The organism is Streptomyces sp. NPDC059909 (genome assembly GCF_042730885.1).
GTDB lineage: Bacteria > Actinomycetota > Actinomycetes > Streptomycetales > Streptomycetaceae > Streptomyces.
In genome coordinates, this window is record NZ_JBHWKX010000006.1 from 45,575 (window position 1) to 70,601 (window position 25,027).

The window sequence follows — 25,027 nt, forward strand, 5'->3', positions numbered from 1 at the left end:
TGAACGTTAGGTGTCCCCCATGCTGACAATCCTCGGCTTCGCCATGATCGCGACCTTCCTGGTCCTGATCATGATGAAGAAGATGTCGCCGATCGCGGCGCTGGTCCTCATCCCCGCACTCTTCTGCGTCTTCGTCGGGCAGGGTGCGAAGCTCGGGGACTATGTCCTCGAAGGCGTCGGCAATCTCGCGCCGACAGCGGCGATGCTGATGTTCGCCATCGTCTACTTCGGCGTGATGATCGACGTCGGCCTCTTCGACCCGGTCGTCCGGGGCATCCTGCGCTTCTGCAAGGCCGACCCGATGCGCGTGGTGGTCGGTACGGCCCTGCTGGCCGCGATCGTGTCGCTGGACGGCGACGGCTCGACCACCTTCATGATCACTGTCTCGGCGATGTACCCGCTGTACAAGCGGCTCAAGATGAGCCTGGTCGTGATGACCGGTGTCGCCGCCACCGCGAACGGCGTCATGAACACCCTGCCGTGGGGCGGCCCGACCGCCCGTGCCGCGACCGCGCTCAAGCTGGACGCCGGCGACATCTTCGTGCCGATGATCCCCGCGCTCGGAGTCGGTCTCCTCTTCGTCTTCGTCCTCGCGTACGTCCTCGGCCTGCGGGAGCGGCGGCGCATCGGCTATCTGTCGCTGCACGAGGTGCTGGAGCCGCAGACCGAGACGGTGCTCGTGAAGGCGGGCGGCGGCGCGGACCGTACGGCCACGACCGCGCGCCCCGGCGGCGACGGCGGATCCGGCGACCACTCCGGCTCCAGCGGCAGTGTCGGCTCCGCCGGGACCGACGACGACGAAGGCTTCCAGGGCCTCGACCCGCACCGCGCGACCCTGCGCCCCAAGCTCTACTGGTTCAACGCGGGCCTCACCGTCGCCCTGCTCGCCGCGATGATCATGGAGGTGCTGCCGATCCCCGTGCTCTTCATGATCGGCGCCGCCCTCGCCCTCACCGTCAACTTCCCGAAGATGGCCGACCAGAAGGCCCGTATCGCCGCCCACGCGGACAACGTCCTCAATGTCTCCGGCATGGTCTTCGCGGCTGCCGTCTTCACCGGAGTCCTCACCGGCACCGGCATGGTCAAGCACATGGCCGACTGGCTCGTCGGCGCCATCCCCGAGGGCATGGGCCCCCACATGGCGCTCGTCACCGGCCTGCTCAGCCTTCCGCTCACCTACTTCATGTCGAACGACGGCTTCTACTTCGGCGTTCTGCCCGTCCTCGCCGAGGCCGGCGCCGCCCACGGTGTCTCCCCGCTGGAGATCGCCCGCGCCTCGCTCGTCGGACAGGCCCTGCACATGTCGAGCCCGCTCGTGCCCGCCGTGTACGTCCTCGTCGGCATGGCCAAGGTCGAGTTCGGCGACCACACGAAGTTCACTGTCAAGTGGGCCGCGCTCACCTCCCTGGTGGTGCTCGGCGCCGGAATCCTCTTCGGAATCATCTGAGGATGAGCCGGAGTTGGCTGCTGCGCCTCGTCATCGCCTTCAGCTTCGCGCAGGGGGCGGTGTCGATGGCGCGTCCGGCCGTCTCGTACCGCGCCCTGGCGCTCGGCGCCGACGAGCGGGCGATCGGTGTCATCGCGGGTGTGTACGCGCTGCTTCCGCTGTTCGCCGCCGTACCGCTCGGCCGCCGCACCGACCACGGCCGCTGCGCACCGCTCCTGCCGGTCGGTGTCGTGCTGATCTCCGGCGGCTGCGCACTGAGCGGACTCGCGGACTCCCTGCCCGCCATGGCGGTCTGGAGCGGCGTCATGGGCCTCGGCCACCTGTGCTTCGTGATCGGCGCGCAGTCGATCGTCGCCCGCCAGTCGGCTTCTGCCGAACAGGACCGCAACTTCGGCCACTTCACCATCGGGGCCTCGCTCGGCCAGCTCGTCGGACCGGTCGCGGCGGGTGCGGTGATCGGCGGCGACATGGCCCGTACGAGCGCGCTGGCCCTCCTCGTCTCGGCGGCCGTCGGGTCGGTCTCCCTCACGTCCCTGTGGCGCATCGAGCACCCCGTGCCGCGAGCGGCGGCCGGAGCACGCACCAAGGTCCCCGTCCACCGCATTCTGCGCACGCGCGGCGTGCCCGCCGGGATCTTCATCAGCCTCGCGGTGCTGTCGGCGACCGACATCCTCACCGCGTACCTTCCGGTGATCGGCGAGCACCGGGGAATCGCCCCGGCCGTGATCGGACTCCTGCTGAGCCTGCGCGCCGCCGCGACGATCGCCTGCCGGTTGGTGATGACCCCGATGATCCGGGTCATCGGCCGCACCGCGCTGCTCACGGTCACCTGTCTGCTCGCCGGTCTGCTGTGCGCGGGTGTCGCACTGCCCGTGCCGGTGTGGGCGCTCGCCCTGATGCTCGCGGTGCTCGGCTTCTGCCTCGGTGTCGGACAGCCGCTGTCGATGACGACGGTCGTCCAGGCAGCCCCTGCAGAGGCCCGGTCCACGGCCCTCGCCCTGCGCCTCACCGGCAACCGCCTCGGCCAGGTCGCGGCGCCGGCCTCGGCCGGTCTCGTCGCGGGGATCGCGGGCACGGCCGCGCCGTTCGTGATGCTCGGCGTGCTCCTGGTGGCGGCGGCGGGGCTGGGGCTGCGGGCCGGCCGTCACCCGGCGGCCGCCGGCCGCGCTGAACACGGGGCGCGCCCGGTGCGTACTACAGGCCACCTGGAGAAGCGTCCACGCGTCAACGACAGGAGCGGCAGATGAGTGAAGGTGACGGGTCGATCCGGCCGACCGGGCCGATCATGAAGGGGCTCCCGGACGGTGGAGCCGAACTGTCCGTGGTGCTGCGGCTGCGCTGGGACGACGTGGCCGCGCTCGGCCGCGAGGCGAGCCGGCTGGCCGAACAGCGCGGTGCGCCGGTGAGCCTCGACGAGGCCGCGAGCCATCGCCTCCGTACGTGGTCGTCGGTGGCGAAGTCGCCCGACGACAAGGGCCAGTTGGTGCCGTCCGCGACCGCCCCGACCCCGACGGTGGACCGGACCCGGGTGGCGTCCATCGCGCCGCCCCCTGCCCGCCAGGTGCAGCCCACCCCGACGGCGCTGGGCCAGACGCCGGCCTGAGCGGCTCCTCTTCCCCCAGCCCGCCCCTTCCCGTGACTGAGGGTTCGCCCCCAGGCCCCCGGTCCTCGATCGCCGGACGGGCGTGAAGTGTGCGCCATCGCCATGGCTCGCGGGAGTGCGGAGCAGCCCGTGGCAGCCGGGAGCCCCGAAAGCCGGCCTGGCCGACGTGGGGCACGGGGGTCTCCCACAGCCGCAGGGTGCAGGGGCGGGTTCGGGGCTTCGGGGCGGAGCCCCGAACGCGCCCCGGGCAGAGTCCCGAAACCGGGGGCCGGCGGCTTGCCCATACGCGGCGGAGCCGCACATCGATGCTGCGGGAAGGGGCGGGGTGGGGGAAAATCACAGGCCTCGGCCCCCGGCCGCCCTGGCGCGGGAAAACTAACACCGCTAGTTTGAGGCGCGGACGCACGCCCTGGCCACGCCCCGAAGGAGACACGCGGATGAAGGCCCACGACGGCATGTACATCGGCGGCACCTGGCGGCCCGCCGCCGGCGCCGGCACCATCGCGGTGGTGAACCCCGCGGACGAGCAGGTCATCGCCCACGTCCCGGCCGGTACCGCACAGGACGTGGACGCGGCGGTACGCGCCGCCCGCGCCGCCTTCCCGGCCTGGGCCGCCACCCCGCCCGCCGAGCGCGCCGCGAAGCTCGCCGCGCTCCGGGACGTCCTCGCCGCCCGCAAGGACGAGATCGCCGAGACCGTCACCGCCGAACTCGGCGCGCCGCAGCAGCTCGCCGAGGCCGTCCACGCGGGCCTGCCGATCCTGGTCGCCGGTTCGTACGCCGAGCTGGCCGCCTCGTACTCCTTCGAGGAGAAGATCGGCAACTCCACCGTGCTGCTGGAGCCGCTGGGCGTCGTCGGTGCGATCACCCCCTGGAACTACCCGCTCCACCAGATCGTCGCCAAGGTCGCCCCCGCCCTCGCCGCCGGCTGCACGGTCGTGCTCAAGCCCGCCGAGGACACCCCGCTGACCGCGCGGCTCTTCGCCGAAGCCGTCCACGAAGCCGGACTGCCCGCAGGCGTGTTCAACCTGGTCACCGGTCTCGGACCGGTCGCGGGGCAGGCACTCGCCGAGCACCCCGGCGTGGATCTCGTCTCCTTCACCGGCTCCACCGCCGTCGGCAAGCAGATCGGCGCGACCGCAGGCGCCGCCGTCAAGCGCGTGGCCCTGGAGCTCGGCGGCAAGTCCGCCAACGTGATCCTGCCCAGCGCCGACCTCGCCCGCGCCGTCAACGTCGGCATCGCCAACGTCATGTCCAACTCCGGCCAGACGTGCAGCGCCTGGACCCGGATGCTCGTGCACAAGGACCAGTACGACGAGGCCGTGTCCCTCGCCGCCGAGGCCGTCGCCAAGTACACGCCGGGGGAGCGGGTCGGCCCGCTCGTCAACGCCAAGCAGCAGCAGCGCGTCCGCGGCTACATCGAGAAGGGCGTCGCGGAGGGCGCGCGGCTCGTGGCGGGCGGCCCCGAGGCCCCGCGCGAGACCGGCTACTACGTCGCGCCGACCGTCTTCGCCGACGTCACGCCCGAGATGACGATCGCGCAGGAGGAGATCTTCGGCCCGGTCGTCTCCATCCTGCGGTACGAGGACGAGGACGACGCCCTGCGGATCGCCAACGACACCGTGTACGGCCTCGCTGGCGCTGTATGGGGGGAGCAGGAGGAGGCCGTCGCCTTCGCCCGCCGCATGGACACCGGCCAGGTCGACATCAACGGCGGCCGCTTCAACCCCCTGGCCCCGTTCGGCGGCTACAAGCAGTCGGGCGTCGGGCGGGAGCTCGGACCGCACGGCCTCGCCGAATACCTCCAGACCAAGTCCCTGCAGTTCTGAGAGCTCTGAGGAGTAGTGAGCGTGGTCCGCGCCGCCGTCCTGCCCGCCATCGGATCTCCGCTGGAGATCACGAGCATCGAACTCCCCGCACCCGGCCCCGGTCGGGTGCGGGTCCGCCTCGCCGCCGCGGGGGTCTGTCACTCCGACCTGTCCCTGTCCAACGGCACCATGCGCGTCCCCGTCCCCGCGGTCCTCGGCCACGAGGGCGCGGGCACGGTCGTCTCCGTCGGTGAGGGTGTCACCCATGTCGCTCCCGGCGACGGTGTCGTGCTCAACTGGGCGCCGTCGTGCGGGAAGTGCCACCACTGTTCGATCGGCGAGGTCTGGCTCTGCGCCGACGCCCTCACCGGTGCGGGCAGCGTGTACGCCGTCACGGAGGACGGGACCGAGCTGCACCCCGGCCTCAACGTGGCCGCCTTCGCCGAGGAGACCGTCGTCGCGGCCAACTGCGTCCTCCCGGTCCCGGACGGCGTCCCGCTCACCGACGCCGCACTGCTGGGCTGCGCGGTCCTCACCGGTTACGGGGCCGTCCACCACTCCGCCCGGGTCCGCGAGGGCGAGTCGGTCGTCGTCTTCGGCGTCGGCGGGGTCGGCCTCGCGACCCTCCAGTCCGCCCGGATCGCGGGCGCCTCGACGATCATCGCTGTCGACGTGTCGCCCGAGAAGGAGTCCCTCGCTCGCCGGGCCGGAGCCACCGAGTACGTCGTCGCCTCAGACACCAACGCGAAGGAGATCCGCAAGCTGACCGGCGGTCAGGGCGCGGACGTTGCCGTCGAATGCGTGGGTCGCGCCGCCACGATCCGTACGGCCTGGGACTCGACCAGGCGCGGCGGCCGCACGACGGTCGTCGGCATCGGCGGCAAGGACCAGCAGGTCACCTTCAACGCCCTGGAGATCTTCCACTGGGGCCGCACGCTCTCGGGCTGTGTCTACGGCAACTCCGACCCGGCCAGGGACCTCCCGGTGCTGGCGGAGCACATCCGGGCAGGGCGGCTCGACCTCGGGGCCCTGGTGACCGAGCGGATCGCCCTCGACGGCATCCCGGCCGCCTTCGACAACATGCTCGCGGGCAAGGGCGGCAGGGCACTGGTCGTCTTCTAGCGAGCCCGCACCGTCCCACACCCCGGCCGCAGCCGTGAGCGGCCGGGGTGGTCGTGCTGCGGTCCGACGCGACGGTTACCAATGGGTAATGATCGAGCAAAAACTCCTGCTGCGCGACCCGTTGACGCCATACCCACCGGTCGGTACGGTCCCCGCACCCCTCGTCCCCGCACCCATCGGAGTGTGCACGCATGGACACGGCACCCCCTTCCCCGCTCCCCGGTACGTCAGCAGCGACCGTTCCCACCGACCGGCACCGCCGACGCGTGGCCACCGCGGCCGCACTCGCGTCCGCCGTCGAGTGGTACGACTACTTCGTCTTCGGCATCGCCGCCGCCCTCGTCCTCGGGGACCTCTACTTCCCCGCGGGCAGCGCATCGGCCGGAGTGCTCGCCGCCTTCGCCACCTTCGCGGTCGGCTTCCTCGCCCGCCCCGTCGGCGGCATCATCGCGGGCCAGCTCGGCGACAAGCGAGGCCGCAAGCCGATGCTCGTCCTCGCGCTCACCCTGATGGGCGTCGCCACCGCCGGCATCGGGCTCCTCCCCACGTACGAGACGATCGGCATCGCCGCGCCGGTCCTGCTCGTGCTGCTCCGCGTCATGCAGGGCATCGCCGTCGGCGCCCAGTGGGGCGGTGCGATGCTGATGGCCACCGAGTACGCCCCCGAGGGCAAGCGCGGGCTGTACGGCAGCCTCGTCCAGCTCGGTGTGCCGATCGGCGTGGTCACCGCCAACACCGTGTTCCTCGCCGCGGGCGCCCTCACCGACGACGCCACCTTCGCCTCCTGGGGCTGGCGGGTGCCGTTCTTCGTCGGCTTCCTGGTCCTCGTGCTCGCCTGGTACATCCACACCCGCGTCGAGGAGACCCCCGAGTTCCGCGAGGCCGAACGCGCCCTGGCCGAGCAGGAGAAAAGCGAGACCCCCTCCCCGCTCGGAACGATCCTGCGCAAGCACCTCGGCACCGTGTTCCTGGCCGGCGGCTCCTTCGCCGTGAACACCGCGACGTTCTACATCATCATCACCGGCGTGCTGGACTACTCGACCCGCGAACTCGGCATGGAGCGCAGCGCGGTGCTCACCGTCTCGCTCTGCGTCAGCCTCACCCAGCTCGCGCTGATACCCGCGTCCGCCGCGCTCTCGGACCGCATCGGGCGGCTGAAGATCTACGCGTTCGGCGCGGTCGGCCTGCTGGTCTGGGCGGTGCCGCTCTTCCTGCTCATCGACACCAAGTCGCTGCTGTGGCTGGCGGTCGGCACCTTCGTCACCAGCTGCTTCCTGAGCATCATGTACGGGCCGCAGGCCGCGCTGTTCGCCGAGCTGTTCACGGCCGAGATGCGTTACACCGGCGCCTCGCTCGGCTACCAGATCGCCGCGGTCTTCGGCGGCGGCCTCGCACCGTTCGTCATGGTGCTGCTGCTGGAGGCGACCGGCACGTCGATGGCCGTCTCCGGCTACATCATCGGCCTGGCCGTCATCGCGCTCGTGTCGATCAGGATTCTCGCGAAGCGGGCGGCTGCGCGGGCCTGACGTCTGCGGCCCGATCCGCCGCGGCCTCCGTGACGCCGGTCCGGTCCGTCCGGGCCGGCGTACGGGGCCGCGAGCGCGACACCGTCACACCGGCCAGGCACACCGCACCGCCCAGCAGGGTCAGCCAGCCCGGTACCTCGTCCAGGAACAGCCAGGACATCAGCACGACCAGCGCGGGCACGGCATACGTGGTCGCGCCCATCTTCCCCGCGGTCGTCCGGGCCAGGGCGTACGCCCACGTCGTGAACGCCAGCGCGGTCGGGAACACACCCAGGTACACCATGTTGAGCGTCGCGGACACGGAGGCGTCGGCGGCCTCACGCACCAGCACCCCCGCGAACGGCAGACACACCACCGCTCCGATCACACAGCCCCACGTCGTCACCTGGAGCGCGGACGCGTGCCGCAGCGCGGGCTTCTGGCCCACCACCCCGGCGGCGTACGACACCGCGGCGAGCAGACAGAGCAGCACACCGAGCACGGACGCAGACCCCTCGCCCGACATCGACAGGCCGACCACCGCCGCGCCCGCGAACGACACGCCCATCCCCGCGAGCAGCCGCGGCGGCAGCCCTTCCTTCAGCAACCAGCCGGCGAGCAGCGCCATGACCAGCGGCCCGACATTGACGACCAGCGCCGCCGTGCCCGCGTCGACCATCTGCTCGCCCCAGTTCAGGGCCACCATGTACAGCCCGAACCAGAGCAGCCCCGAGATCGCGATACCCGGCCAGGCGCCCCGGGGCGGCAGCCCCTCCCGGCGTACGGCACAGATCACGCCCAGCACCAGCGCACCGGCGAGCAGCCGGCCGAGGGCGAGCGCACCGGGGGAGTACTCCGCACCGGCGCTGCGGATCGAGACGAAGGCCGAGGCCCAGAGGACGACGGTGGTCCCGGCCGCCGCGAAGGCGCGCCACTGCGTGTCGGTCATGCGGCGAGTCATGCGGCGACCGTACGCCGTCTACTCTTCGGTGCCCACCGCAATATCTCTCACCGCGGTCACCTCAGCGCCTCTGCCCCGATGCCCAGCAGTTCGCCGAGGGCCCGCTGCCCGTTTGCGGTGACCTTGACGGCCCGCTCCGAGCCGATGCGGACGCACCAGCCCTGGTCCAGGCTGTGCCGGCACAGCTCCGCGCCGGCGACCCCCGCCAGATGCGGTGTGCGTTCGGTCCAGTCCAGGCACGACCGGGCGAGCGGCCGCCGGCCGCCCCGCGGCAGGGCGATCCCCGCCTCCCGGAACCAGTCGAGCCCTGCGTCGGTCAGCGCGAATCCGGTGTCCTGACGGAGCAGTCCGCGGGCCGTCATCGCCTCCGTGATCGCGATGCCGAGCCGTCCGGCGAGATGGTCGTAGCAGGTACGGCCGCGCGCCATGGCGCTGCGCGCGCTCGCCGCCTTCAGCGTCCGCGGAGGCTCCTCGGACCGGGCGGCGTGCGCGGCGAGCACCTCCACGAGACGCGCGGCGGGCTCCCCGGCGAGCCGCACGTACCGATGCCTGCCCTGTCGCTCCTCGGTCAGGAGTCCGCCCGCGACGAGCTTGCCCAGATGCTCGCTGGCGGTCGACGGTGCCACCCCCGCGTGCCGGGCGAGCTCACCGGCCGTCCAGGCCCGCCCGTCGAGCAGGGCGAGGCAGAAGGCGGCGCGGGTCTCGTCGGCGAGCAGCGCCGCGAGGGCGGCGACATCCTTGGGAGCCATGCCTCCAGGGTGGCGCACTCACTGTTCGGCGGCGGCCGAGGCTTCCTCTTCCATGCGCCACTGGTAGCGCCGGACAGCGGAGCGCCGGTGATCGTCGTCGAAGGCGGGATCGAGCGGACCGATCCGCGCAAGCCCCTCCACGCAGCGGGGGTCGTTCCGCTCGGCCAGCCCGTACACGGCCTCCAGGCGGATCAGCAGTTCCTCGTGGTCGAGCAGCGCCGCAAGGGCCTCCGCCCCGGCGGGCGTACGGTCCGGAGACCTGGCGAGTGCCGCCGCAGCTGCCCCCCGCACTCCGGCGTCCGGATCCCGGACCAGGGAGAGCAGCGCCTCGGAGACCTCGGGGGTGAGGTCATGCCACGTGCCGAGTGCCGCGCCCACCCTGCTGCGGACCTCGGGGGCGGGGTCCCGCACGAGAGCGAGCAGCGCGGTCCTGGCCGTCGGCGTGAGGGGTGAGCCGTACGTGCCGAGGAGATACGGCACTTCGCTGCGCACGCGGGGGTTCGGATGGCCGGCGTACCGGAGCCCGACGGCTTCCCGCTCGGCGCGCTCGTAACCGGCGAAGACGTCGAGGACCCTCACGAGGACGTCGACGTCCGTCTCCTCGGCCGCCCACGCGGCGAAGAGCTCGCTCTCCTCCTTGTCGTACGAGTTCCTGTCGCTGGCCCCCGTCAGGGATCTGATCCGCAGGAAATCGAGCACGAAACGGCGATGGGCGGGGTCGGGATGGTGCCGGAAGGCCGTCACGGCCAGCCAGGTCTCCTTGCTGCGCCGCCGGCTGAGAATCCACGTGGCCGACCACCGGTCCACATGGTCCTCATCGGGGTACTTCAGACCGCGGGCCACCAGCTCGTCGACGGGCGGGAGAACGCGGAAGGCCCACTCCAGTGAGGTCAGGACGGCGCCGTGCCCGGCCCGCACGGTGAGACCGCCGAGCGTGACCTGGTCGACATGGCTGTACTCGTCGTCCTGGACCCGGACCGTCTCGGCGGGGCCCGTCGCCCCGGTCCGGCGTCGCAGCTCCTCGGCGGCACCGTTCTCGTACCAGGTCCGGGCCAGGGTGAGGTGCCGTTCCCGGGCCTCTTCCGGCAGCCGTAGCCGGGGTTCGCCGCCCAGCACGGTCGAGAAGACCGCCGGGGAGCCGAGATCGATCGCCCGCAGCAGCGGCGTGGTCCCGTCCGGCAGCGGCCTGTCGGGGTCCGCGCCGCCCTCCATCAGAGCCTCGGCGACCGGGTCGTCGTACGCAGCGACAGCGGTGCACAGCACCGGGAGGCCGTCCGCGTCGAGCGCGTCCGGATCGGCGCCCTCTTCGAGCAGGGCCCGTACCGATTCGGCGTCCCCCGCCCGTACCGCCGCTACGAGCCGTCCGTCGAGCCCTTCTTCGCCCATGTCCCCCGTACCCCCGCCTCGTACTGCACCATCAGCCCGTCCAGCAGCGCCCGCAGCCCCGTCTCGAACGCGCCCTCGTCGACCTGCTTCTGCCGGTCGGCGAGCAGATGGGCCTGGCCGAGGTGAGGATAGTCGGCCGGGTCGTACGCGGTCTCGTCGTTCACGAAGCCCCGGGCGAAGGAGCCGAGCGCCGAGCCGGTGATGAAGTACCGCATGAGCGCGCCGATGCGGGTGGCCTGAGCGGGCGGCCAGCCGGCCCGGACCATGGCGCCGAAGACGGCGTCGGCGACCTTCAGGCCGGCCGGGCGGCGGCCGGGGCCGCGGGCGAGGACCGGTACGACGTTGGGGTGGTCCGCGAGGGCAGCGCGGTAGGAGACGGCCCAGTCGTGCAGTGCGGTGCGCCAGTCGCGGGCGTCGGTCTCGTCGAACATCGACAGGTCGACCTTGGCGCTGACCGCGTCGGCGACCGCGTCCAGGATCTCGTCCTTGTTGCGGAAGTGGTTGTAGAGGGACGGGCCGCTGACGCCGAGCTCGGCGGCGAGCCGGCGGGTGGAGACCGCGTCGAGACCCTCCGCGTCCACGAGCGCGCTCGCCGTCCCGACGATGCGGTCTCGGCTGAGGAGGGGCTTGCGCGGTCGGGCCATGCGGCACATAGTAGGCCCTGCCGAACGGAAACTAGCAGTGATAGTTAAAGGCGGGATGTCCAGTGGTGAACCTGGAGCTCGGCGAGGAGCACGAGGCCGTCCGGCAGCTCGCCCGTGATTTCGTCGACCGCGAGATCGCCCCGCACGTCATCGACTGGGACCGGGCCGAGAATGTCGACAGGTCGATCGTGAAGAAGCTGGGCTCGGTGGGCTTCCTCGGGCTCACCGTGGACGAGCAGTACGGCGGCTCGGGCGGCGACCACCTCGCCTACTGCCTGGTCACGGAGGAGCTCGGGCGCGGCGACTCGTCGGTCCGGGGCATCGTCTCCGTATCGCTCGGCCTGGTCACGAAGACCGTCGCGGCCTGGGGGAGCGAGGAGCAGAAGCGGCAGTGGCTGCCGCGGCTCACCGCAGGCGAGGCCCTCGGCTGCTTCGGGCTCACCGAGCCGGGCACCGGCTCCGACGCGGGCAGCCTCGCCACCAGGGCCGTGCGGGACGGCGACGCGTACGTCATCAACGGCAGCAAGATGTTCATCACCAACGGCACCTGGGCCGATGTCGTCCTGCTCTTCGCCCGGACCAACGACACGCCCGGCCACAAGGGCGTCTCCGCCTTCCTCGTCCCCACCGACACGCCCGGGCTGACCCGGCGCACCATCCACGGCAAGCTCGGCCTGCGCGGCCAGGCCACCGCCGAACTGGTCCTGGAGGACATCAGGGTGCCCGCCCACGCCATGCTCGGGCCGGAGGGCAAGGGATTCTCGATCGCCATGTCCGCCCTCGCCAAGGGCCGGATGTCGGTGGCCGCGGGCTGTGTCGGCATCGCCCAGGCCGCGCTGGACGCCGCCGTCGGCTACGCGGGCGAGCGCGAGCAGTTCGGCAAGCCCATCGCCTCGTACCAGCTGGTGCAGGAGCTGATCAGCGACATCGCCGTGGACGTGGACGCCGCCCGCCTGCTGACCTGGCGGGTCGCCGATCTCATAGACCGCGGCGAGGACTTCGCCACCGCCGCGTCCAAGGCGAAGCTCTTCGCCTCCGAGGCTGCCGTGCGCGCCGCGAACAACGCGCTGCAGGTCTTCGGCGGCTATGGCTACATCGACGAGTACCCGGTCGGCAAACTCCTGCGCGACGCACGGGTGATGACCCTGTACGAGGGCACCAGCCAGATCCAGAAACTCATCATCGGCCGCGCGCTGACCGGAGTCTCCGCGTTCTGATCCGGCGTTCTGAGTACGCGGGTGAGTACGGGAGCGGATGCCGGCCCGGCCCGGTCCCACGCATCCTTCCGGCATGAGTGAGACACCGGTCAAGCAGCAGAACACGACGGCGTACTACGGTCAGGCCGTCGCCTCCTTCGCCATCGCGCTCGCGGCCGTCGCCCTCGGGATCTTCAATCTGGATGCCGACGTCTGGGTGCGCGCCTTCCTCGGAATCGCGGTCCTCTACCTCACGACCTCGGCGTTCACACTGGCCAAGGTGGTGCGGGACAGGCAGGAGGCCGGACAGATCGTGAGCCGCGTCGACCAGGCCCGGCTCGAGAAGCTGCTCGCGGAGCACGATCCGTTCCAGAAGCTCTGAGCAGGCTCTAAGCGCTTGCTCAGGTTCGGGGTATGGTGTTCGTCCTGCCAGAAGGAAGGGGCGAGCGATGAGTACGGCGGAGGAAACGGCCGGCGCCGAGGAGATGCCGTGGGGCGAGGTCACCCCGGAGGCGGCCAGGAGGCTGCTCGTCGCCGCCGTCGAGGCCTTCGCCGAGCGCGGCTACCACGCCACCACGACGCGCGACATCGCCGGGCGCGCCGGGATGAGCCCGGCCGCGCTCTACATCCACTACAAGACCAAGGAAGAGCTGCTCCACCGGATCAGCCGCATCGGTCACGACCGGGCGCTGGAGATCCTGGAGGGGGCGGCCGACGGCGAGGGCACGGCGGGCGAGCGCCTCGCCCGCGCCGTGCGCTCCTTCGTCCGCTGGCACGCCGAGCGGCACACCACCGCGCGCGTCGTGCAGTACGAGCTCGACGCGCTCGGCGACGAGCACCGGACCGAGATCGTGGAACTGCGGCGCAGGAGCGACGCGGCGGTGCGGCGCATCATCAACGAGGGCGTCGCGGCCGGGGAGTTCGACGTCCCCGACGTGCCCGGCACCACCCTCGCCGTGCTGTCCCTCTGCATCGATGTGGCGCGCTGGTTCAACGTGCGGGGGCGGCGGACGCCCGACGAGGTCGGCGCGCTGTACGCCGACCTCGTGCTGCGCATGGTGGGAGCGGGCGCTCAGAAGAAGTAGCGGGAGACCGACTCGGCCACGCACACCGGCTTGTCGCCGCCCTCGCGCTCGACGGTGACGACGGCCGTCACCTGCACGCCGCCGCCCGCCTCCTCGACGGTCTTCAGGGCGGCGGTCGCGCGCAGCCGCGAGCCGACGGGCACGGGGGAGGGGAAGCGGACCTTGTTGGTCCCGTAGTTGATGCCCATCTTCATGCCCTCGACCCGCATGATCTGGGGGACGAGGGTCGGCAGCAGCGACAGCGTGAGATAGCCGTGCGCGATCGTCTTCCCGAAGGGGCCGGCCGCGGCGCGCTCGGGGTCCACATGGATCCACTGGTGGTCGCCGGTGGCGTCGGCGAAGAGGTCGATCCGCTTCTGCTCGATCTCCAGCCAGTCGCTGTACCCCAGCTGCTCACCGACCCCCGCGGTCAGCTCCTCGGCGGATGTGAAGATCCTCGGCTCGGCCATGTCCCTGTCCCTGCCTCTCACCCGGTCCCTGCCCATTGTCTAAGCGACTGCTTAGCATGGTCGGGGTCAGGGCTTCTGTCAACGGATGGCGCAGCGCACGTCACCTAGGCTCCGGCGAGTGCCGCGGATTCCCGAGGAGATCCACGAACTCACCGTCGGGAAGCTCTCCACGCGCAGTGGAGCCGCCGTGTCCGCCCCGCACTTCTACGAGTCCAAGGGGCGGATCAGCAGCCGCAGGACCCCGGGCAACCAGAGCCGGTAAGGGCGCGACGCGCGCCGCCGTCGCCCTTCGTCCGCGCGGCGAGCGATGCGAATGGGGGTCCCGCATGCCCGGAGGGCCATGGGGGAGGGTCGGCATCCCGCTCGCCACGATCCGGGACGCGCCGGCGGAAGTGCCCGGACGTCCCGTCGCGCGGACCGGGCGCGGCTCTCCGAGGCGTGGCGCTCGGTGCTTGGTGCTCGGTGCTTGGTGCTCGACGAGCGCATCAAGAAGCTCGGGCGGCTGCGCGACCACCTCACCGACCGCATCGGCTGCGGCTGTCCGTCCCCGGAGACCTGTGTCCTGTCCAACCCGGACGACGTCTTCGGCGAGCGCATGACGGGCTCGCGGGGTGCTGCCGGAAGCCGGTGCGCGCCGCAGGACGAGGCCTCACGCCTCGGCGGGCTCGATCAGCGGGGCTCGGGGGAGCCTTCGCGCGGCACGAACGAGAAGCTGAGTGCGATGGCCAGCACATAGGCGGCGATGACCAGCACCACCACCGGTGGGGCGAGCCGGTCGTCGTGGATCATCCACGCCCCCAGCAGACCGCCCGCGAACATGGCCGTCACCGAGCCCGCGCGCCGGACCTCGTTCCGCGTCCCAGGTGCGATCCGGGCGTCGAGCGCGAGGGGGGAACCGCCGATGAGGGCGGCGAGCGCCCGGGTGGTGACGGTCGTGGGCATGCCCGGCACCTTCGCCCGCAGGGTGGTGACATTGCGGACCCCCATGGCGAGCGCCACCAGTGCGGACACCAGGTAGTGCCGGCCCGAGAGCGGCTCGCCGCCCCGCTCGATCCCCCACGCCACCAGTGCGGCGACGGCCAGCAGCACGGCCTCGACGAACAGGGCGTGCGTGAACCACCGGTGGCCGCTCACCTGTACGTACGACTCGAACCGCGCGGACAGCACGGCCCCCACGGTGAACCCCACCAGCGAGGCGGCACACGCGGACACGGACAGGCCACCGACGCCGGCGAGTGCGAAGGACATCAACAGCATGTTGCCTGTCTGGACAGCCGTGAAGACCGGGCCGAGCGCGAGGAAGCTGACCGCCTCGACCATCCCTGTCGTCATGGTGAGCGCCGTGGCCCACGTCAGGCAGGGTTCACGTCCTGGCTTCACGCGATGAGTCTCGGCGCCTCCGCCCGGCCGCACGCCGGATTGCGCCGAGCGTGGGCCGGGCGGCCCGGGGCGCCCGGCGGCCCGCACCCCCGTGACGGGCCACCAGGCACCCGTTCCGTACCCCGCGGTTGTGGTGCATGGCGGCCCGCACCCCCGTGACGGGCCGCCATGCGCCGGGCGGTCACTCGTACTCGGTGCCGCCCTTGCGGGTGAGGTACGCCGGGCTGACCGACTTGGCTATCGCCCGTCCGCCCACCACCGGGCTGTACCGCTCGGTGGCCGCCCGGATCACGACGCCCTCGCGCAGATGCAGATCCCTGCCCGAGACCGTCTCCCGGCCGCTCGCGAACTCCAGCACCGTCTCCAGCACGTACGGTCCCTCGTAGAGCCGTGGCACCAGGGGCAGTTCGCCGTCGAGCAGCTCGACTGCGTCCAGCCAGCGGACTTGGCCGTCGATCTCGGCCGACACGTCGAACACCGCGAACCCGAGTTCCGTCGAGCGGGCGTTCGCCCCGTACGACAGGTCCTGCACCCCCGCGCCGTACACCTCACCGAAGATGCCGACCCGGCTCGCCCCCAGCTTGGCGGCGAGGCGCGCCGCGGCCTCCGCCACGCCGTGGCCGCGCACCGCGCGCCAGTAGAGGTTGCGCGGGTCCTCCTTGAGGGCGAGGCCCTTCGCGCCGAACCCCTTCGACGACACCAGCACCTGCTCGTTCTCGGCCACGTACGTGACGAGGCAGGCCGTGCCGTGCAGCTTCTCCGTCAGCACGACGGGCTCGCCGGTCTCGAAGATGTCCGGATAGCGCTGCAGGTTCTCGATGTCGACCCAGGGCAGCAGGTCGGGCGCCGACTCCACGTCACCGCTCATCGTCGGCGGGATCGGCGGCGACCACTTGGTGATCCCGAGCAGCTCGGCGAAGTCCGTGCCGTCGGCCACCGCCTGCTTCAGGTCGGTGTCCGCGAGTGCCTTCGGCCGGCACACGATGCCCTGCGACAGCTCACCGCGCAGCCGCACCGCCTTGACCCGGTCGGACGCCTTCCCGGCCAGCCGTCCGGTCAGCCCGAGCTCCTCGATCAGCCCGGTCGGCAGGACGGCCTGCTCCGGGATATAGACGGCGATGTCACCGCTGAGATACGCGCCCTTGGCGACGACGGCGCGGTAGAGGCCCACCTGGGCCAGCTCCAGGGCGTCGGCGTTCGGATGCTCATGGATCGTCAGCAGTTCGGCGGTGACGCGCAGCGTCGACATGTCAGGGCTCCTCGGGCGTGCTCTCGCGTGTGGTTCGCATCGCGTCAACTGTCGCCGTACGCAATTCCGGTGGGCCACCAGATTTCCGCTCTGGTACCTTCCGCAGCTTCGTGCTCGGTTCGCCGTGCCGCCTCGACCACCTCGGCGACGGACGCGGCCGGCCGCCCGTCGGGCAGGACCAGCACGTCCTCCGGGCCGATGCGCGTGTCCAGTCCCAGCCGCCGCGCCAGTCGCAGCACCGGCCACGCCCCGTCGTCCTCACCGTGGAGCAGCACGGGCAGGCCATGGGACGCGCCCAGTCGGTCCAACAGGGTGCGTGCCGTGTCCTCGGCGGTCGCGGGGTCCGTGTCCGTCACCTCGGCCAGCACCCGCAGCACCCGGGGCGCGAGCGGCGAGCGCAGGAAGCGCTCAGGGCCGTCCGTGCCGGACCAGAGGCCCGCCTCCACGCCCACCCCGCGCTCCAGCAGCGCCGCGGCGACATGCTCCGCGCCCTCCTCGTGCCAGTTGACGGAGGCGTGGTCGGGCAGCACCGTCCAGGAACGGATGCGCTCCACCCGCCGCACCGGGTCGGGCTCGGCCCAGGCCCCCGTGGTCACACCGACGGGGACGTCCACCACGGCCCGTATCTCCTCGAGGACGGGGGCGACGACGCGTGGCGAGAGCGAGTCGCTGCCGCACGGCGTCTTCGGGTGCACATGGACGTCCACCGAGCCGGCGGCGACCGCGGCCGCAGCCGCTTCCGCGAGCGCGGCCGGTGACATGGGCACCGCGGCCGAATCCCCCGCGCCGCGGGGCCCGTTGAGGCAGACCTGGATCATGGCTCCGATGGTGCCAGGCACCACTGACAACGCCCGGTCCGCTGTGCCGGGCGCTATGCCACCGAGGCCAGTTCCCTGCCGCGCATGCGCCTGGCGGTCCTCAGGGTCTCGTCGGTCAGTACGGGCCGGGGCACGACGACCCCGCACCTCGTGCACACCGGACCGAACCACGGCTCGTGCTCCAGGTCCTGCCGCCACACGATCCGGGTCTCCGTGCACACCGGGCAGACCTTCCCGGGTGCCGCCCCCAGCGCGGCGATCAGCCGCCGCAGGACGTCTGCCAGCGGGTCCGACGGATGGACCGACGGGTCGTCGCAGCGGGCGATGCCGTTGCCGCCCCAGGTGCGCCGATGCCAGTCGTCGATCGCCCCCGGCCGGCGCAGTCCGTCGTGCTTCTCGCGCCTGCGGCGCTCCGCGAACTTCCTCTCGTACGCGAGCCACACGGCCCGCGCCTCCTCCAACTCGTCGAGCGCGGCCACCAGCCGCGCCGGATCGGGCGCCCGGTCGTCGGGCTCGATGCCGTGCCTGACGCACAGGTGGTTCCACGTCGCCCGGTGCCCGTACGGGGCGAACCTCTCCAGGCACTTGCGCAATGAGTAACGCCGCAGCGCCAGATCACCTCGCGGGTCGCGCACCTGTCTTGCAAGACTTCGGAAACCGGCCATTGCTCCGCCACCTCCGTCGCTCGTACTTCGTCGCTCGTACTTCGTCGCTCGTACTTCCGCGTCGAGGAATGGACGTACGACCACTCGATCCGGCTCCCTCGAACACGCGTGCAGGCGCGTGGCGGCGCGCCTCGGGCGTCGGCCCGGCCGCGTAGGGGAGTTCGGGCGCGGGGCGGAGCCCCCGTGGGGGCTGGGGGCTTGCCCCCAGTTCGGGAAGGGGGCGGGGAAAGACCCCGCGTCAGCGCCCCACCCGCCCCGCCGCCAGCACCACCCGCGCCAGCTCCGGGTGGAGGATGTCGCTGTGCGCCCCGGACGGCGGCCCGCCCCGCCGCACCACCGAGGCCGTGTCGACATTGACGCAGCCGCCCGTCGGCAGCCCGTCCCGCAGCGCCGCCTCCAGCGTCAGCTGCCGCGTGCCCGCGACCGCCTGGATGCCGTCGTGCCCGACCGCCCACCATCGCCGGTCGAGCCCGACGACGGTCGACGAGTCCCCGGCCATCCGCGACGCGAGCGGATAGATCACCCCGAGTGCGGAGTCATGCCGCGAATAGCAGGCGACCACGGGGCCGTCGACCCGCGCCTGCATGTCCCGCAGCACCCCGCTCCGGCCCTTCTCGTGCGGCAGCGAGGGCGCGAACGCGTAGTGCGAGAAGGCCCCTTGAAGCAGGGTCACCGACTTCACCGGCCGCGCACCGTCCGGCAGCCCGCGCAGCGCGAAGGCGATGAGCCGGGCACCCATGCTGTGGCCGACGAGATGGACCCGCAGACCGGGGGAGGAGCGGGACAGCTGTCCGAGCACGGGCCCGAGCCCCCGCTCGCCGACCGTTCCGGCGCGGCGCTTCATCGTGTAGTAGGTGGCCTGCCGCAGCACCTCCTTGGCGCCCTTCCACAGCTTCGTCAGCCCGCCGCCGATCGCGAGCGACGGCTCCTGCCCGTCGAGCGCCTCGGTGAACAGCCGGCAGACCTCGACGGGATCCTCGTGGAGGAACGCCGGAGGGCCCTCCCCGGCCACGTCCCCGGCTGTGGCTCCGGCCGTGTCCCCGACGAGTCCCTCGGCGGACGCGTCGACCAACTCCCGTACCAGCGAGCCGAACTCGTCGAACGCCTCCCGCGAGTCCGGCTCCTGCCCGAGCAGCGCCGCCAGCCGCCCCAGCACCGGCTCCCGCCCCGGGAAGACCCCCGCGAGCGCGCCGAAATCCGGAATTGGCTCGTCCGTGAACATCATCGAGGGCCACACCACTCCCGCGTACCCCACGCGTGCGCCGGGCGGGAGCAGCCCCGGGAAGGGCTCGAAGAAGCGCGTGTAGAAACGGGTGGCCACCGACCGGGAGTTGTTCCACCCGTGGGCGAACATCACCAGGTCGGTGACCGCGAGTTTCCCGAGGGCCTGGCCCTGGGCGGCGTCCGAATCGCCGTCCGCGTCGAACGTGATCTCCCGGTACGGCTCGACAGTCATCTCGGTCATGGGCGGCCGCCCTCCTTCGGACCCCGGTCAGTGGTAGGACAAGTACCCCTTCCGGACGGCCCGGAAAGCCGCGAGGTCCTGCTCCCAGGCCCCGACAACCTCGTCCGTGCCCGCCCCCGCGTCGATCAGCGTGCGCACCCGCGTGGACCCGGTGAGCTTGTCGATCCAATGGTCGGACCGCCACGCGAAGCCGCTCCAGCTGCGCTTGGCCGTGACCAGCAGGCCGATCCCCGTGCGCACAGGGTCGTACACCTCCCGGTCGTGGACGTGGACCTGAACGCCGCCGACCGTCTTCCCCTGGAACTTGGAGAAGGTGGGGGCGAAGTACGCCTCGCGGAACCGCACGCCGGGCAGCGCCAGGGCGTTCGCCGCCTCCGCCCACGCGCGGTCGACGCCCTCCGCGCCGAGCAGCTCGAACGGGCGGGTCGTCCCGCGCCCCTCCGACAGGTTCGTGCCCTCGAACAGGCAGGTCCCGGAGTAGACGAGAGCGGTCTCCGGCGTCGGCATGTTCGGGCTCGGCGGCACCCAGGGCAGCCCGGTCGCGTCGTAGAAGTCGCGGCGCCGCCACCCCGACATCGGCACGGTCTCCAGCTCCACCGGCTGCGTCAGGAACTCGCCGTTGAAGAGCCGGGCCAGTTCGACGACGGTCATGCCGTGCGCCTGCGCGATGGGCTCGCGGCCCACGAAGGTCGCGAACGCGCGGTCCAGGACCGGCCCGAGCGCCGCCCGCCCCGTGACCGGATTCGGCCGGTCGAGGACGACGAAACGCTTCCCCGCGAGCGAGGCCGCCACCATGCAGTCGTACAGCGTCCAGATGTACGTGTAGAAGCGGGCGCCCACGTCCTGGATGTCGAACACGATCGTGTCGACCCCGGACGCGGTGAAGACGTCCGCGAGCGGCTGCCCGCTCTTCAGATACGTGTCGAAGACCGGCAGTCCGGTCGCGGGGTCGTCGTAGCGCCCCTCGGAGCCGCCCGCCTGGGCGGTGCCCCGGAAGCCGTGCTCGGGGCCGAAGACGGCGACCAGGTCCACGCGGTCGTCGGCGTGCATGACGTCCACGATGTGCCGGGCGTCGCGCGTGATGCCGGTGGGGTTGGTGACGACACCGACCCGCTCGCCCGACAGCAGCCCGTATCCGTCGGCGGCGAGCCGCTCGAAGCCGGTGCGGACCCGGCTCCGGCCGTCCCGCGCCGCGGCGGGTGCAGAAGTGGCGGCCAGGGCGCCGACCGCGCCTCCCGCCGCGAGCAGACCCCGTCTGGACAGGCTCACCGCACCACCTCCGTGATCGTTACATCTGTCATGGGCACGCACGCTAGCGCGAGCCCGGGCCGTGGGGAACGTGCCGGACACGGTGGTTGGGTCGGGCGGTGGTCTGCGTCGGCCCCTTCCGTACGTACATACCGACTGGTTAGTCTGCCGGGTGGAGTGAGCCGCGACCGAGAGGCAGGTCCCATGAGTACGGTGCAGGGCGCGAATGTGGTGGTCACGGGCGCTGGCGGCGGTATCGGGGCCGCCCTCGCCCGCCGGTTCGTCGCGGAGGGCGCCCGGGTCGTCGTCAACGACATCGACCCCGGCAGGACCAAGGCGGTCGCCGACGAGATCGGCGCCACCGCGGTTCCCGGCGACGCCTCGGCCGTCGTCGAAGAGGCACGCGACGCGCTCGGCGGCACCGTCGACATCTACTGCGCCAACGCCGGGCTCGCCTCGCCCGGGGACGCGTTCGCCGACGAGGACGTCTGGGCGGCGGCCTGGGACGTCAACGTCATGGCCCATGTCCGCGCCGTACGGACCCTGCTCCCCGACTGGCTCGAGCGCGGCAGCGGCCGTTTCGTCTCCACGGTCTCCGCGGCCGGACTGCTCACGATGATCGGCGCCGCGCCGTACAGCGTCACCAAGCACGGGGCCGTCGCCTTCGCCGAGTGGCTGTCGCTGACGTACCGTCACCGCGGCCTCAAGGTCCACGCCATCTGCCCGCAGGGTGTCCGTACGGACATGCTCACCGCCGCCGGATCGGCCGGCGAACTCGTGCTCGGCCCCACCGCCATCGAGCCCGAGGACGTCGCCGACGCCCTCTTCGAGGGCATCGAGGCCGACCGCTTCCTGATCCTGCCGCACCGCGAGGTCGCCGGGTACTACCAGGCCCGCGCCACCGACGCCGACCGCTGGCTGTCAGGGATGAACCACATCCAGCAGAAGTGGGAAGGGGCAGGCGCGTGACCGAGCCGAGGACACGGACGGGGTCGATCTACGCCGCCAAGCCCTGGCTCGGCCGGCTCACGGACGCCCAGCGCGCCCCCGTGTCCCCGCCCGCGGCCGTCGTCGGCGTCCCCGACGAGTACCGCGGCGAAACCGTGAAGGCGCACGTCAGCCTCCGGCCCGGCGCGTCCGTGGACCCCGACGAGCTGGCCGGTTACTGCAAGGAGCGGCTGGCCGCGTACAAGTACCCACGGCAGGTCGTGGTCCTGGAGGAGCTCCCCAAGACGACAAGTGGGAAGATCCTCAGGCGGGAACTGCGTTCCCAGGCGTGACACGGCATGCGCCGAGAAGACGATCCGAGCGAAAGGCGGGTGGCGGCAATGGCCAGGACGACGGACGGGAACGGCACTCCCGTCCCCCAGAGGCTGCTGGCCGCCGCCACCCGGCTCTTCGCCGAGCAGGGGTACGACCGCACGTCCGTCCAGGAGATCGTCGAGGCGGCGGGCGTCACCAAGGGCGCCCTCTACCACTACTTCGGCTCCAAGGAGGACCTCCTCCAGGAGGTCTACTCCCGTGTCCTGCGGCTGCAGCAGGAGCGGCTCGACGCCTTCGCGGAGGCGGACGCCCCGGTCGAGCAGCGACTGCGCGACGCGGCCGCCGATGTCGTCGTGACCACGATCGAGAACCTCGACGACGCCTCGATCTTCTTCCGGTCCATGCACCACCTCAGCCCGGAGAAGAACAAGCAGGTCCGCGTCGAGCGCAGGCGCTATCACGAGCGCTTCCGGGCGCTCATCGAGGAGGGGCAGCGCAGCGGGGTGTTCTCCGACGCGACCCCCGCGGACCTGGTCGTGGACTACCACTTCGGCTCGGTCCACCATCTGTCGACCTGGTACCGCCCCGACGGACCCCTCACGCCGCAGCAGGTCGCCGATCACCTCGCCGACCTGTTGCTGCGTGCCCTGCGTCCGTAGGGGGTGTCCTGCGGATCCTTGCTCGGCCGATCCGCAGGACACCCCCGGCCGCGGCTACAGGTACTGCTTTAGTTCCTGACGCGCGAGCGACCGCTGGTGCACCTCGTCCGGTCCGTCCGCCAGCTTCAGCGTCCGCGCCGCCGCCCACAGTTCGGCCAGCGGGAAGTCCTGGCTGACGCCGCCGGCGCCGTGCACCTGGACCGCCTTGTCGAGGATGTCCACGACCGCGCGCGGCGTGGCGATCTTGATCGCCTGGATCTCGGTGTGGGCGCCGCGGTTGCCGACCGTGTCCATCAGCCACGCGGTCTTCAGCACCAGCAGCCGCAGCTGCTCGACCGTGACCCGGGCGTCCGCGATCCAGGCCTGCACCACGCCCTGCTGGGCGATCGGCTTGCCGAAGGCGGTACGGGAAACGGCCCGGCGGCACATCAGCTCGATGGCCCGCTCGGCCATGCCGATCAGCCGCATGCAGTGGTGGATACGGCCCGGGCCGAGGCGCGCCTGGGCGATCGCGAAGCCGCCGCCCTCCTCGCCGATCAGGTTCGACGCCGGCACGCGCACGTTGTCGAAGACGACCTCGGCGTGGCCGCCGTGCAGATGGTCCTCGTATCCGTACACCTGCATCGCGCGGCGGATCTCGAGGCCGGGGGTGTCGCGCGGGACGAGGATCATCGACTGCTGGCGGCGGATGTCCGGGCCGTCGGGGTCGGTCTTGCCCATGACGATGAAGATCCGGCAGTTGGGGTTCATCGCCCCGGAGATGTACCACTTGCGGCCGTTGATGACGTACTCGGGCGTCCCGTCGGAGGCTCGCTCGATCCGCGTCTCGATGTTCGTCGCGTCCGACGAGGCCACCGCGGGCTCGGTCATCGCGAACGCCGAGCGGATCTCACCGGCCAGCAGGGGCTCCAGCCACTGCTTCTTCTGCTCGTCGGAGCCGAAGAGGGCGAGCACCTCCATGTTGCCGGTGTCCGGCGCCGCGCAGTTCAGCGCGGTGGGCGCCAGGTGCGGGGAGCGGCCGGTGATCTCGGCGAGGGGCGCGTACTGGAGATTGGTCAGCCCGGCCCCGTGCTCGGCGTCGGGGAGGAAGAGGTTCCACAGACCCTGCCTGCGGGCCTCGGCCTTGAGGTCCTCGATGACCGCCGGGGTGTCCCACGGGGAGGCGAGCCGGGCATGCTGCTCGTGGGCGACCGCCTCGGCCGGGTACACGTACTCGTCCATGAAGGCGAGGAGCCGGTCCCGCAGCTCCTCGGTGCGTGCGTCGAATGCGAAGTCCATGGGGATGATCAGCCTTCCTGAAGGGTGGTGAGGCCGTGCTCGATGAAGACGGGGACGAGTTCGCCGATGCGGTCGAAGCCGGCGCCGACGGTCTGGCCGAGCGTGTAGCGGTAGTGGATGCCCTCGAGGATCACGGCGAGCTTGAACCAGGCGAACGCCGTGTACCAGGCGATGGCGGAGGTGTCGCGGCCGGAGCGGGCGGCGTAACGCTCGATCAGCTCGGCGGGATCGGGGTGGCCGGCGGCTCCCGCCGTGGTGCTGACCGGGGAGTCGGGGACCTCCAGCCGCTGGCTGTACATCACGAGCAGCCCGAGGTCGGTGAGCGGGTCGCCGAGCGTGGACATCTCCCAGTCGAGGACCGCCTTGATCCGGTCGTCGTCGCCGATCAGGACGTTGTCGAGGCGGTAGTCGCCGTGGATGACGGCGGGTGCCGGTGACGCCGGGAGCGCGCGGCCGAGTGCGGCGTGCAACTCGTCGATGCCCGCGAGCTCGCGATTGCGGGAGGCGTCGAGCTGCTTGCCCCAGCGGCGCAGCTGCCGGTCGAGGAAGCCCTCGGGCCGGCCGAAGTCGCCGAGCCCCACGGACTCCGGGTCCACGGCGTGCAGTTCGACGAGCGTGTCGACGAGACCGAGGACGGCGTGCCGGGTGCGCTCGGGGCCGAGCGGGGCGAGCTGTTCGGCCGTGCGGTACGGGGTGCCCTCGACGAACTCCATGACGTAGAAGGGCGCGCCGAGCACGGACTCGTCCTCGCACAGCAGCAGGGGCTTCGGCACCGGCACCGCCGTGGGGTGGAGTGCGTCGATGACCCGGTGCTCGCGCTTCATGTCGTGCGCGGTGGCGAGCACATGGCCGAGCGGTGGCCGGCGTACCACCCATCGGCCGGTGCCGTCGCTGACGACGTAGGTGAGGTTCGAGCGGCCACCCTGGATGAGCCGGGCGCTGAGCGGTCCGCTCACCAGGCCCGGCCGCTCGCGGTCGAGGCAGCCGCGCAGCTGCTCGGGGTCGAGGCCTGGCGGGTGGACTGTGCTCATCGGGGCACCTCCGGTG

General features: G+C 71.9%; 24 protein-coding genes and 2 pseudogenes. 13 read left to right on the forward strand and 13 right to left on the reverse strand.

Annotated features, from left to right (window positions below):
- Positions 1 to 19: 19 nt before the first annotated feature.
- The 6 genes from ACFV9O_RS07110 to ACFV9O_RS07135 all read left to right on the forward strand — a co-directional run bounded on the left by ACFV9O_RS07110 (position 20) and on the right by ACFV9O_RS07135 (position 7,506).
- On the forward strand, positions 20 to 1,447 hold the full coding sequence (locus tag ACFV9O_RS07110) for a CitMHS family transporter (protein ID WP_385413388.1): 1,428 nt from the start codon (positions 20 to 22) through the stop codon (positions 1,445 to 1,447).
- Positions 1,448 to 1,449: 2 nt separating this feature from the next.
- Positions 1,450 to 2,694, forward strand: a complete 1,245-nt coding sequence (locus ACFV9O_RS07115; RefSeq protein WP_385413390.1) for an MFS transporter — start codon at positions 1,450 to 1,452, stop codon at positions 2,692 to 2,694.
- A complete protein-coding gene (locus ACFV9O_RS07120; protein WP_385413393.1) occupies positions 2,691 to 3,050 on the forward strand; it encodes a hypothetical protein in 360 nt (119 codons plus the stop codon). Before ACFV9O_RS07115 ends, ACFV9O_RS07120 begins: the two co-directional genes overlap by 4 nt.
- A 437-nt stretch (positions 3,051 to 3,487) precedes the next feature.
- Positions 3,488 to 4,879, forward strand: coding sequence for an aldehyde dehydrogenase family protein (locus tag ACFV9O_RS07125; RefSeq protein WP_385413395.1), 1,392 nt, complete (start codon positions 3,488 to 3,490; stop codon positions 4,877 to 4,879).
- A gap of 21 nt (positions 4,880 to 4,900) precedes the next feature.
- On the forward strand, positions 4,901 to 5,980 hold the full coding sequence (locus ACFV9O_RS07130) for a Zn-dependent alcohol dehydrogenase (RefSeq protein ID WP_385413639.1): 1,080 nt from the start codon (positions 4,901 to 4,903) through the stop codon (positions 5,978 to 5,980).
- Between the two features lie 191 nt (positions 5,981 to 6,171).
- A complete protein-coding gene (locus ACFV9O_RS07135) occupies positions 6,172 to 7,506 on the forward strand; it encodes an MFS transporter (protein WP_385413397.1) in 1,335 nt (444 codons plus the stop codon).
- On the opposite strand, the gene ACFV9O_RS07140 is transcribed toward ACFV9O_RS07135, so the two are convergent.
- Genes ACFV9O_RS07140 through ACFV9O_RS07155 form a run of 4 tightly spaced genes read right to left on the reverse strand, consistent with a single transcriptional unit; the run spans position 7,469 to position 11,225 of the window.
- Positions 7,469 to 8,446, reverse strand: coding sequence for a DMT family transporter (locus tag ACFV9O_RS07140; protein WP_385413399.1), 978 nt, complete (start codon positions 8,444 to 8,446; stop codon positions 7,469 to 7,471). The genes ACFV9O_RS07135 and ACFV9O_RS07140 overlap by 38 nt on opposite strands.
- A gap of 56 nt (positions 8,447 to 8,502) precedes the next feature.
- Positions 8,503 to 9,195, reverse strand: a complete 693-nt coding sequence (locus tag ACFV9O_RS07145) for an ArsR/SmtB family transcription factor (RefSeq protein ID WP_385413402.1) — start codon at positions 9,193 to 9,195, stop codon at positions 8,503 to 8,505.
- Positions 9,196 to 9,213: 18 nt separating this feature from the next.
- Positions 9,214 to 10,581, reverse strand: a complete 1,368-nt coding sequence (locus ACFV9O_RS07150) for a HEAT repeat domain-containing protein (protein WP_385413405.1) — start codon at positions 10,579 to 10,581, stop codon at positions 9,214 to 9,216.
- Positions 10,548 to 11,225, reverse strand: coding sequence for a TetR/AcrR family transcriptional regulator (locus tag ACFV9O_RS07155; protein WP_385413407.1), 678 nt, complete (start codon positions 11,223 to 11,225; stop codon positions 10,548 to 10,550). Before ACFV9O_RS07155 ends, ACFV9O_RS07150 begins: the two co-directional genes overlap by 34 nt.
- 65 nt (positions 11,226 to 11,290) lie before the next feature.
- Here ACFV9O_RS07155 and ACFV9O_RS07160 point away from each other — a divergent pair, with 65 nt between their 5' ends.
- From ACFV9O_RS07160 to ACFV9O_RS07170, 3 genes are all read left to right on the forward strand, one after another.
- On the forward strand, positions 11,291 to 12,442 hold the full coding sequence (locus ACFV9O_RS07160; protein ID WP_385413642.1) for an acyl-CoA dehydrogenase family protein: 1,152 nt from the start codon (positions 11,291 to 11,293) through the stop codon (positions 12,440 to 12,442).
- A 73-nt stretch (positions 12,443 to 12,515) separates the two neighbouring features.
- Entirely contained in the window at positions 12,516 to 12,803 is a 288-nt protein-coding gene (locus tag ACFV9O_RS07165; RefSeq protein WP_385413410.1) for a YiaA/YiaB family inner membrane protein, read from the forward strand.
- 67 nt (positions 12,804 to 12,870) lie between these two features.
- Positions 12,871 to 13,506: a TetR/AcrR family transcriptional regulator gene (locus ACFV9O_RS07170; protein ID WP_385413411.1), complete on the forward strand. Its 636-nt coding sequence runs from the start codon at positions 12,871 to 12,873 to the stop codon at positions 13,504 to 13,506.
- Here ACFV9O_RS07170 and ACFV9O_RS07175 read toward each other — a convergent pair.
- Complete coding sequence (locus ACFV9O_RS07175; RefSeq protein WP_385413413.1) at positions 13,494 to 13,955, reverse strand: MaoC family dehydratase; 462 nt, start codon at positions 13,953 to 13,955, stop codon at positions 13,494 to 13,496. The genes ACFV9O_RS07170 and ACFV9O_RS07175 overlap by 13 nt on opposite strands.
- 118 nt (positions 13,956 to 14,073) lie before the next feature.
- Between ACFV9O_RS07175 and soxR the strand changes: the two are divergent.
- Positions 14,074 to 14,691 (forward strand): annotated as a pseudogene (gene soxR, locus ACFV9O_RS07180) (redox-sensitive transcriptional activator SoxR).
- Here soxR and ACFV9O_RS07185 read toward each other — a convergent pair.
- From ACFV9O_RS07185 to ACFV9O_RS07210, 6 genes are all read right to left on the reverse strand, one after another.
- Positions 14,625 to 15,335, reverse strand: coding sequence for a YoaK family protein (locus ACFV9O_RS07185; RefSeq protein WP_385413415.1), 711 nt, complete (start codon positions 15,333 to 15,335; stop codon positions 14,625 to 14,627). The pseudogene soxR and the gene ACFV9O_RS07185 overlap by 67 nt on opposite strands.
- Before the next feature lie 181 nt (positions 15,336 to 15,516).
- The gene (locus tag ACFV9O_RS07190) at positions 15,517 to 16,584 is read right to left on the reverse strand and encodes an RNA ligase (ATP) (RefSeq protein ID WP_385413418.1); all 1,068 of its coding nucleotides are present in this window, start codon (positions 16,582 to 16,584) and stop codon (positions 15,517 to 15,519) included.
- 44 nt (positions 16,585 to 16,628) lie between these two features.
- Positions 16,629 to 17,402 (reverse strand): 3-keto-5-aminohexanoate cleavage protein, encoded by a 774-nt coding sequence (locus tag ACFV9O_RS07195; RefSeq protein WP_385413421.1) that lies wholly within the window; start codon positions 17,400 to 17,402, stop codon positions 16,629 to 16,631.
- Positions 17,403 to 17,455: 53 nt separating this feature from the next.
- A complete protein-coding gene (locus tag ACFV9O_RS07200; RefSeq protein ID WP_385413423.1) occupies positions 17,456 to 18,067 on the reverse strand; it encodes a hypothetical protein in 612 nt (203 codons plus the stop codon).
- 238 nt (positions 18,068 to 18,305) lie between these two features.
- A complete protein-coding gene (locus ACFV9O_RS07205) occupies positions 18,306 to 19,532 on the reverse strand; it encodes a serine-threonine protein kinase (protein ID WP_385413426.1) in 1,227 nt (408 codons plus the stop codon).
- 27 nt (positions 19,533 to 19,559) lie between these two features.
- Entirely contained in the window at positions 19,560 to 20,801 is a 1,242-nt protein-coding gene (locus ACFV9O_RS07210; RefSeq protein ID WP_385413428.1) for an exo-beta-N-acetylmuramidase NamZ domain-containing protein, read from the reverse strand.
- A gap of 183 nt (positions 20,802 to 20,984) precedes the next feature.
- Between ACFV9O_RS07210 and ACFV9O_RS07215 the strand changes: the two genes are divergently transcribed.
- The 3 genes and pseudogenes from ACFV9O_RS07215 (at position 20,985) to ACFV9O_RS07225 (ending at position 22,702) form a co-directional block, all read left to right on the forward strand.
- Positions 20,985 to 21,749 (forward strand): SDR family oxidoreductase, encoded by a 765-nt coding sequence (locus ACFV9O_RS07215; RefSeq protein WP_385413430.1) that lies wholly within the window; start codon positions 20,985 to 20,987, stop codon positions 21,747 to 21,749.
- A gap of 86 nt (positions 21,750 to 21,835) precedes the next feature.
- Positions 21,836 to 22,060: pseudogene (locus ACFV9O_RS07220) on the forward strand (long-chain fatty acid--CoA ligase); the annotation flags it as partial.
- A gap of 48 nt (positions 22,061 to 22,108) precedes the next feature.
- Entirely contained in the window at positions 22,109 to 22,702 is a 594-nt protein-coding gene (locus ACFV9O_RS07225) for a TetR/AcrR family transcriptional regulator (protein WP_385413433.1), read from the forward strand.
- A 54-nt stretch (positions 22,703 to 22,756) separates the two neighbouring features.
- Here ACFV9O_RS07225 and ACFV9O_RS07230 read toward each other — a convergent pair whose 3' ends face one another.
- Both ACFV9O_RS07230 and ACFV9O_RS07235 read right to left on the reverse strand, forming a co-directional pair.
- Positions 22,757 to 23,980 carry an acyl-CoA dehydrogenase family protein gene (locus ACFV9O_RS07230; protein WP_385413435.1) on the reverse strand — a complete coding sequence of 408 codons (1,224 nt, stop codon included), beginning with the start codon at positions 23,978 to 23,980 and terminating at the stop codon, positions 22,757 to 22,759.
- A gap of 8 nt (positions 23,981 to 23,988) precedes the next feature.
- Positions 23,989 to 25,011 carry a phosphotransferase family protein gene (locus ACFV9O_RS07235; protein ID WP_385413437.1) on the reverse strand — a complete coding sequence of 341 codons (1,023 nt, stop codon included), beginning with the start codon at positions 25,009 to 25,011 and terminating at the stop codon, positions 23,989 to 23,991.
- Positions 25,012 to 25,027: the final 16 nt, after the last annotated feature.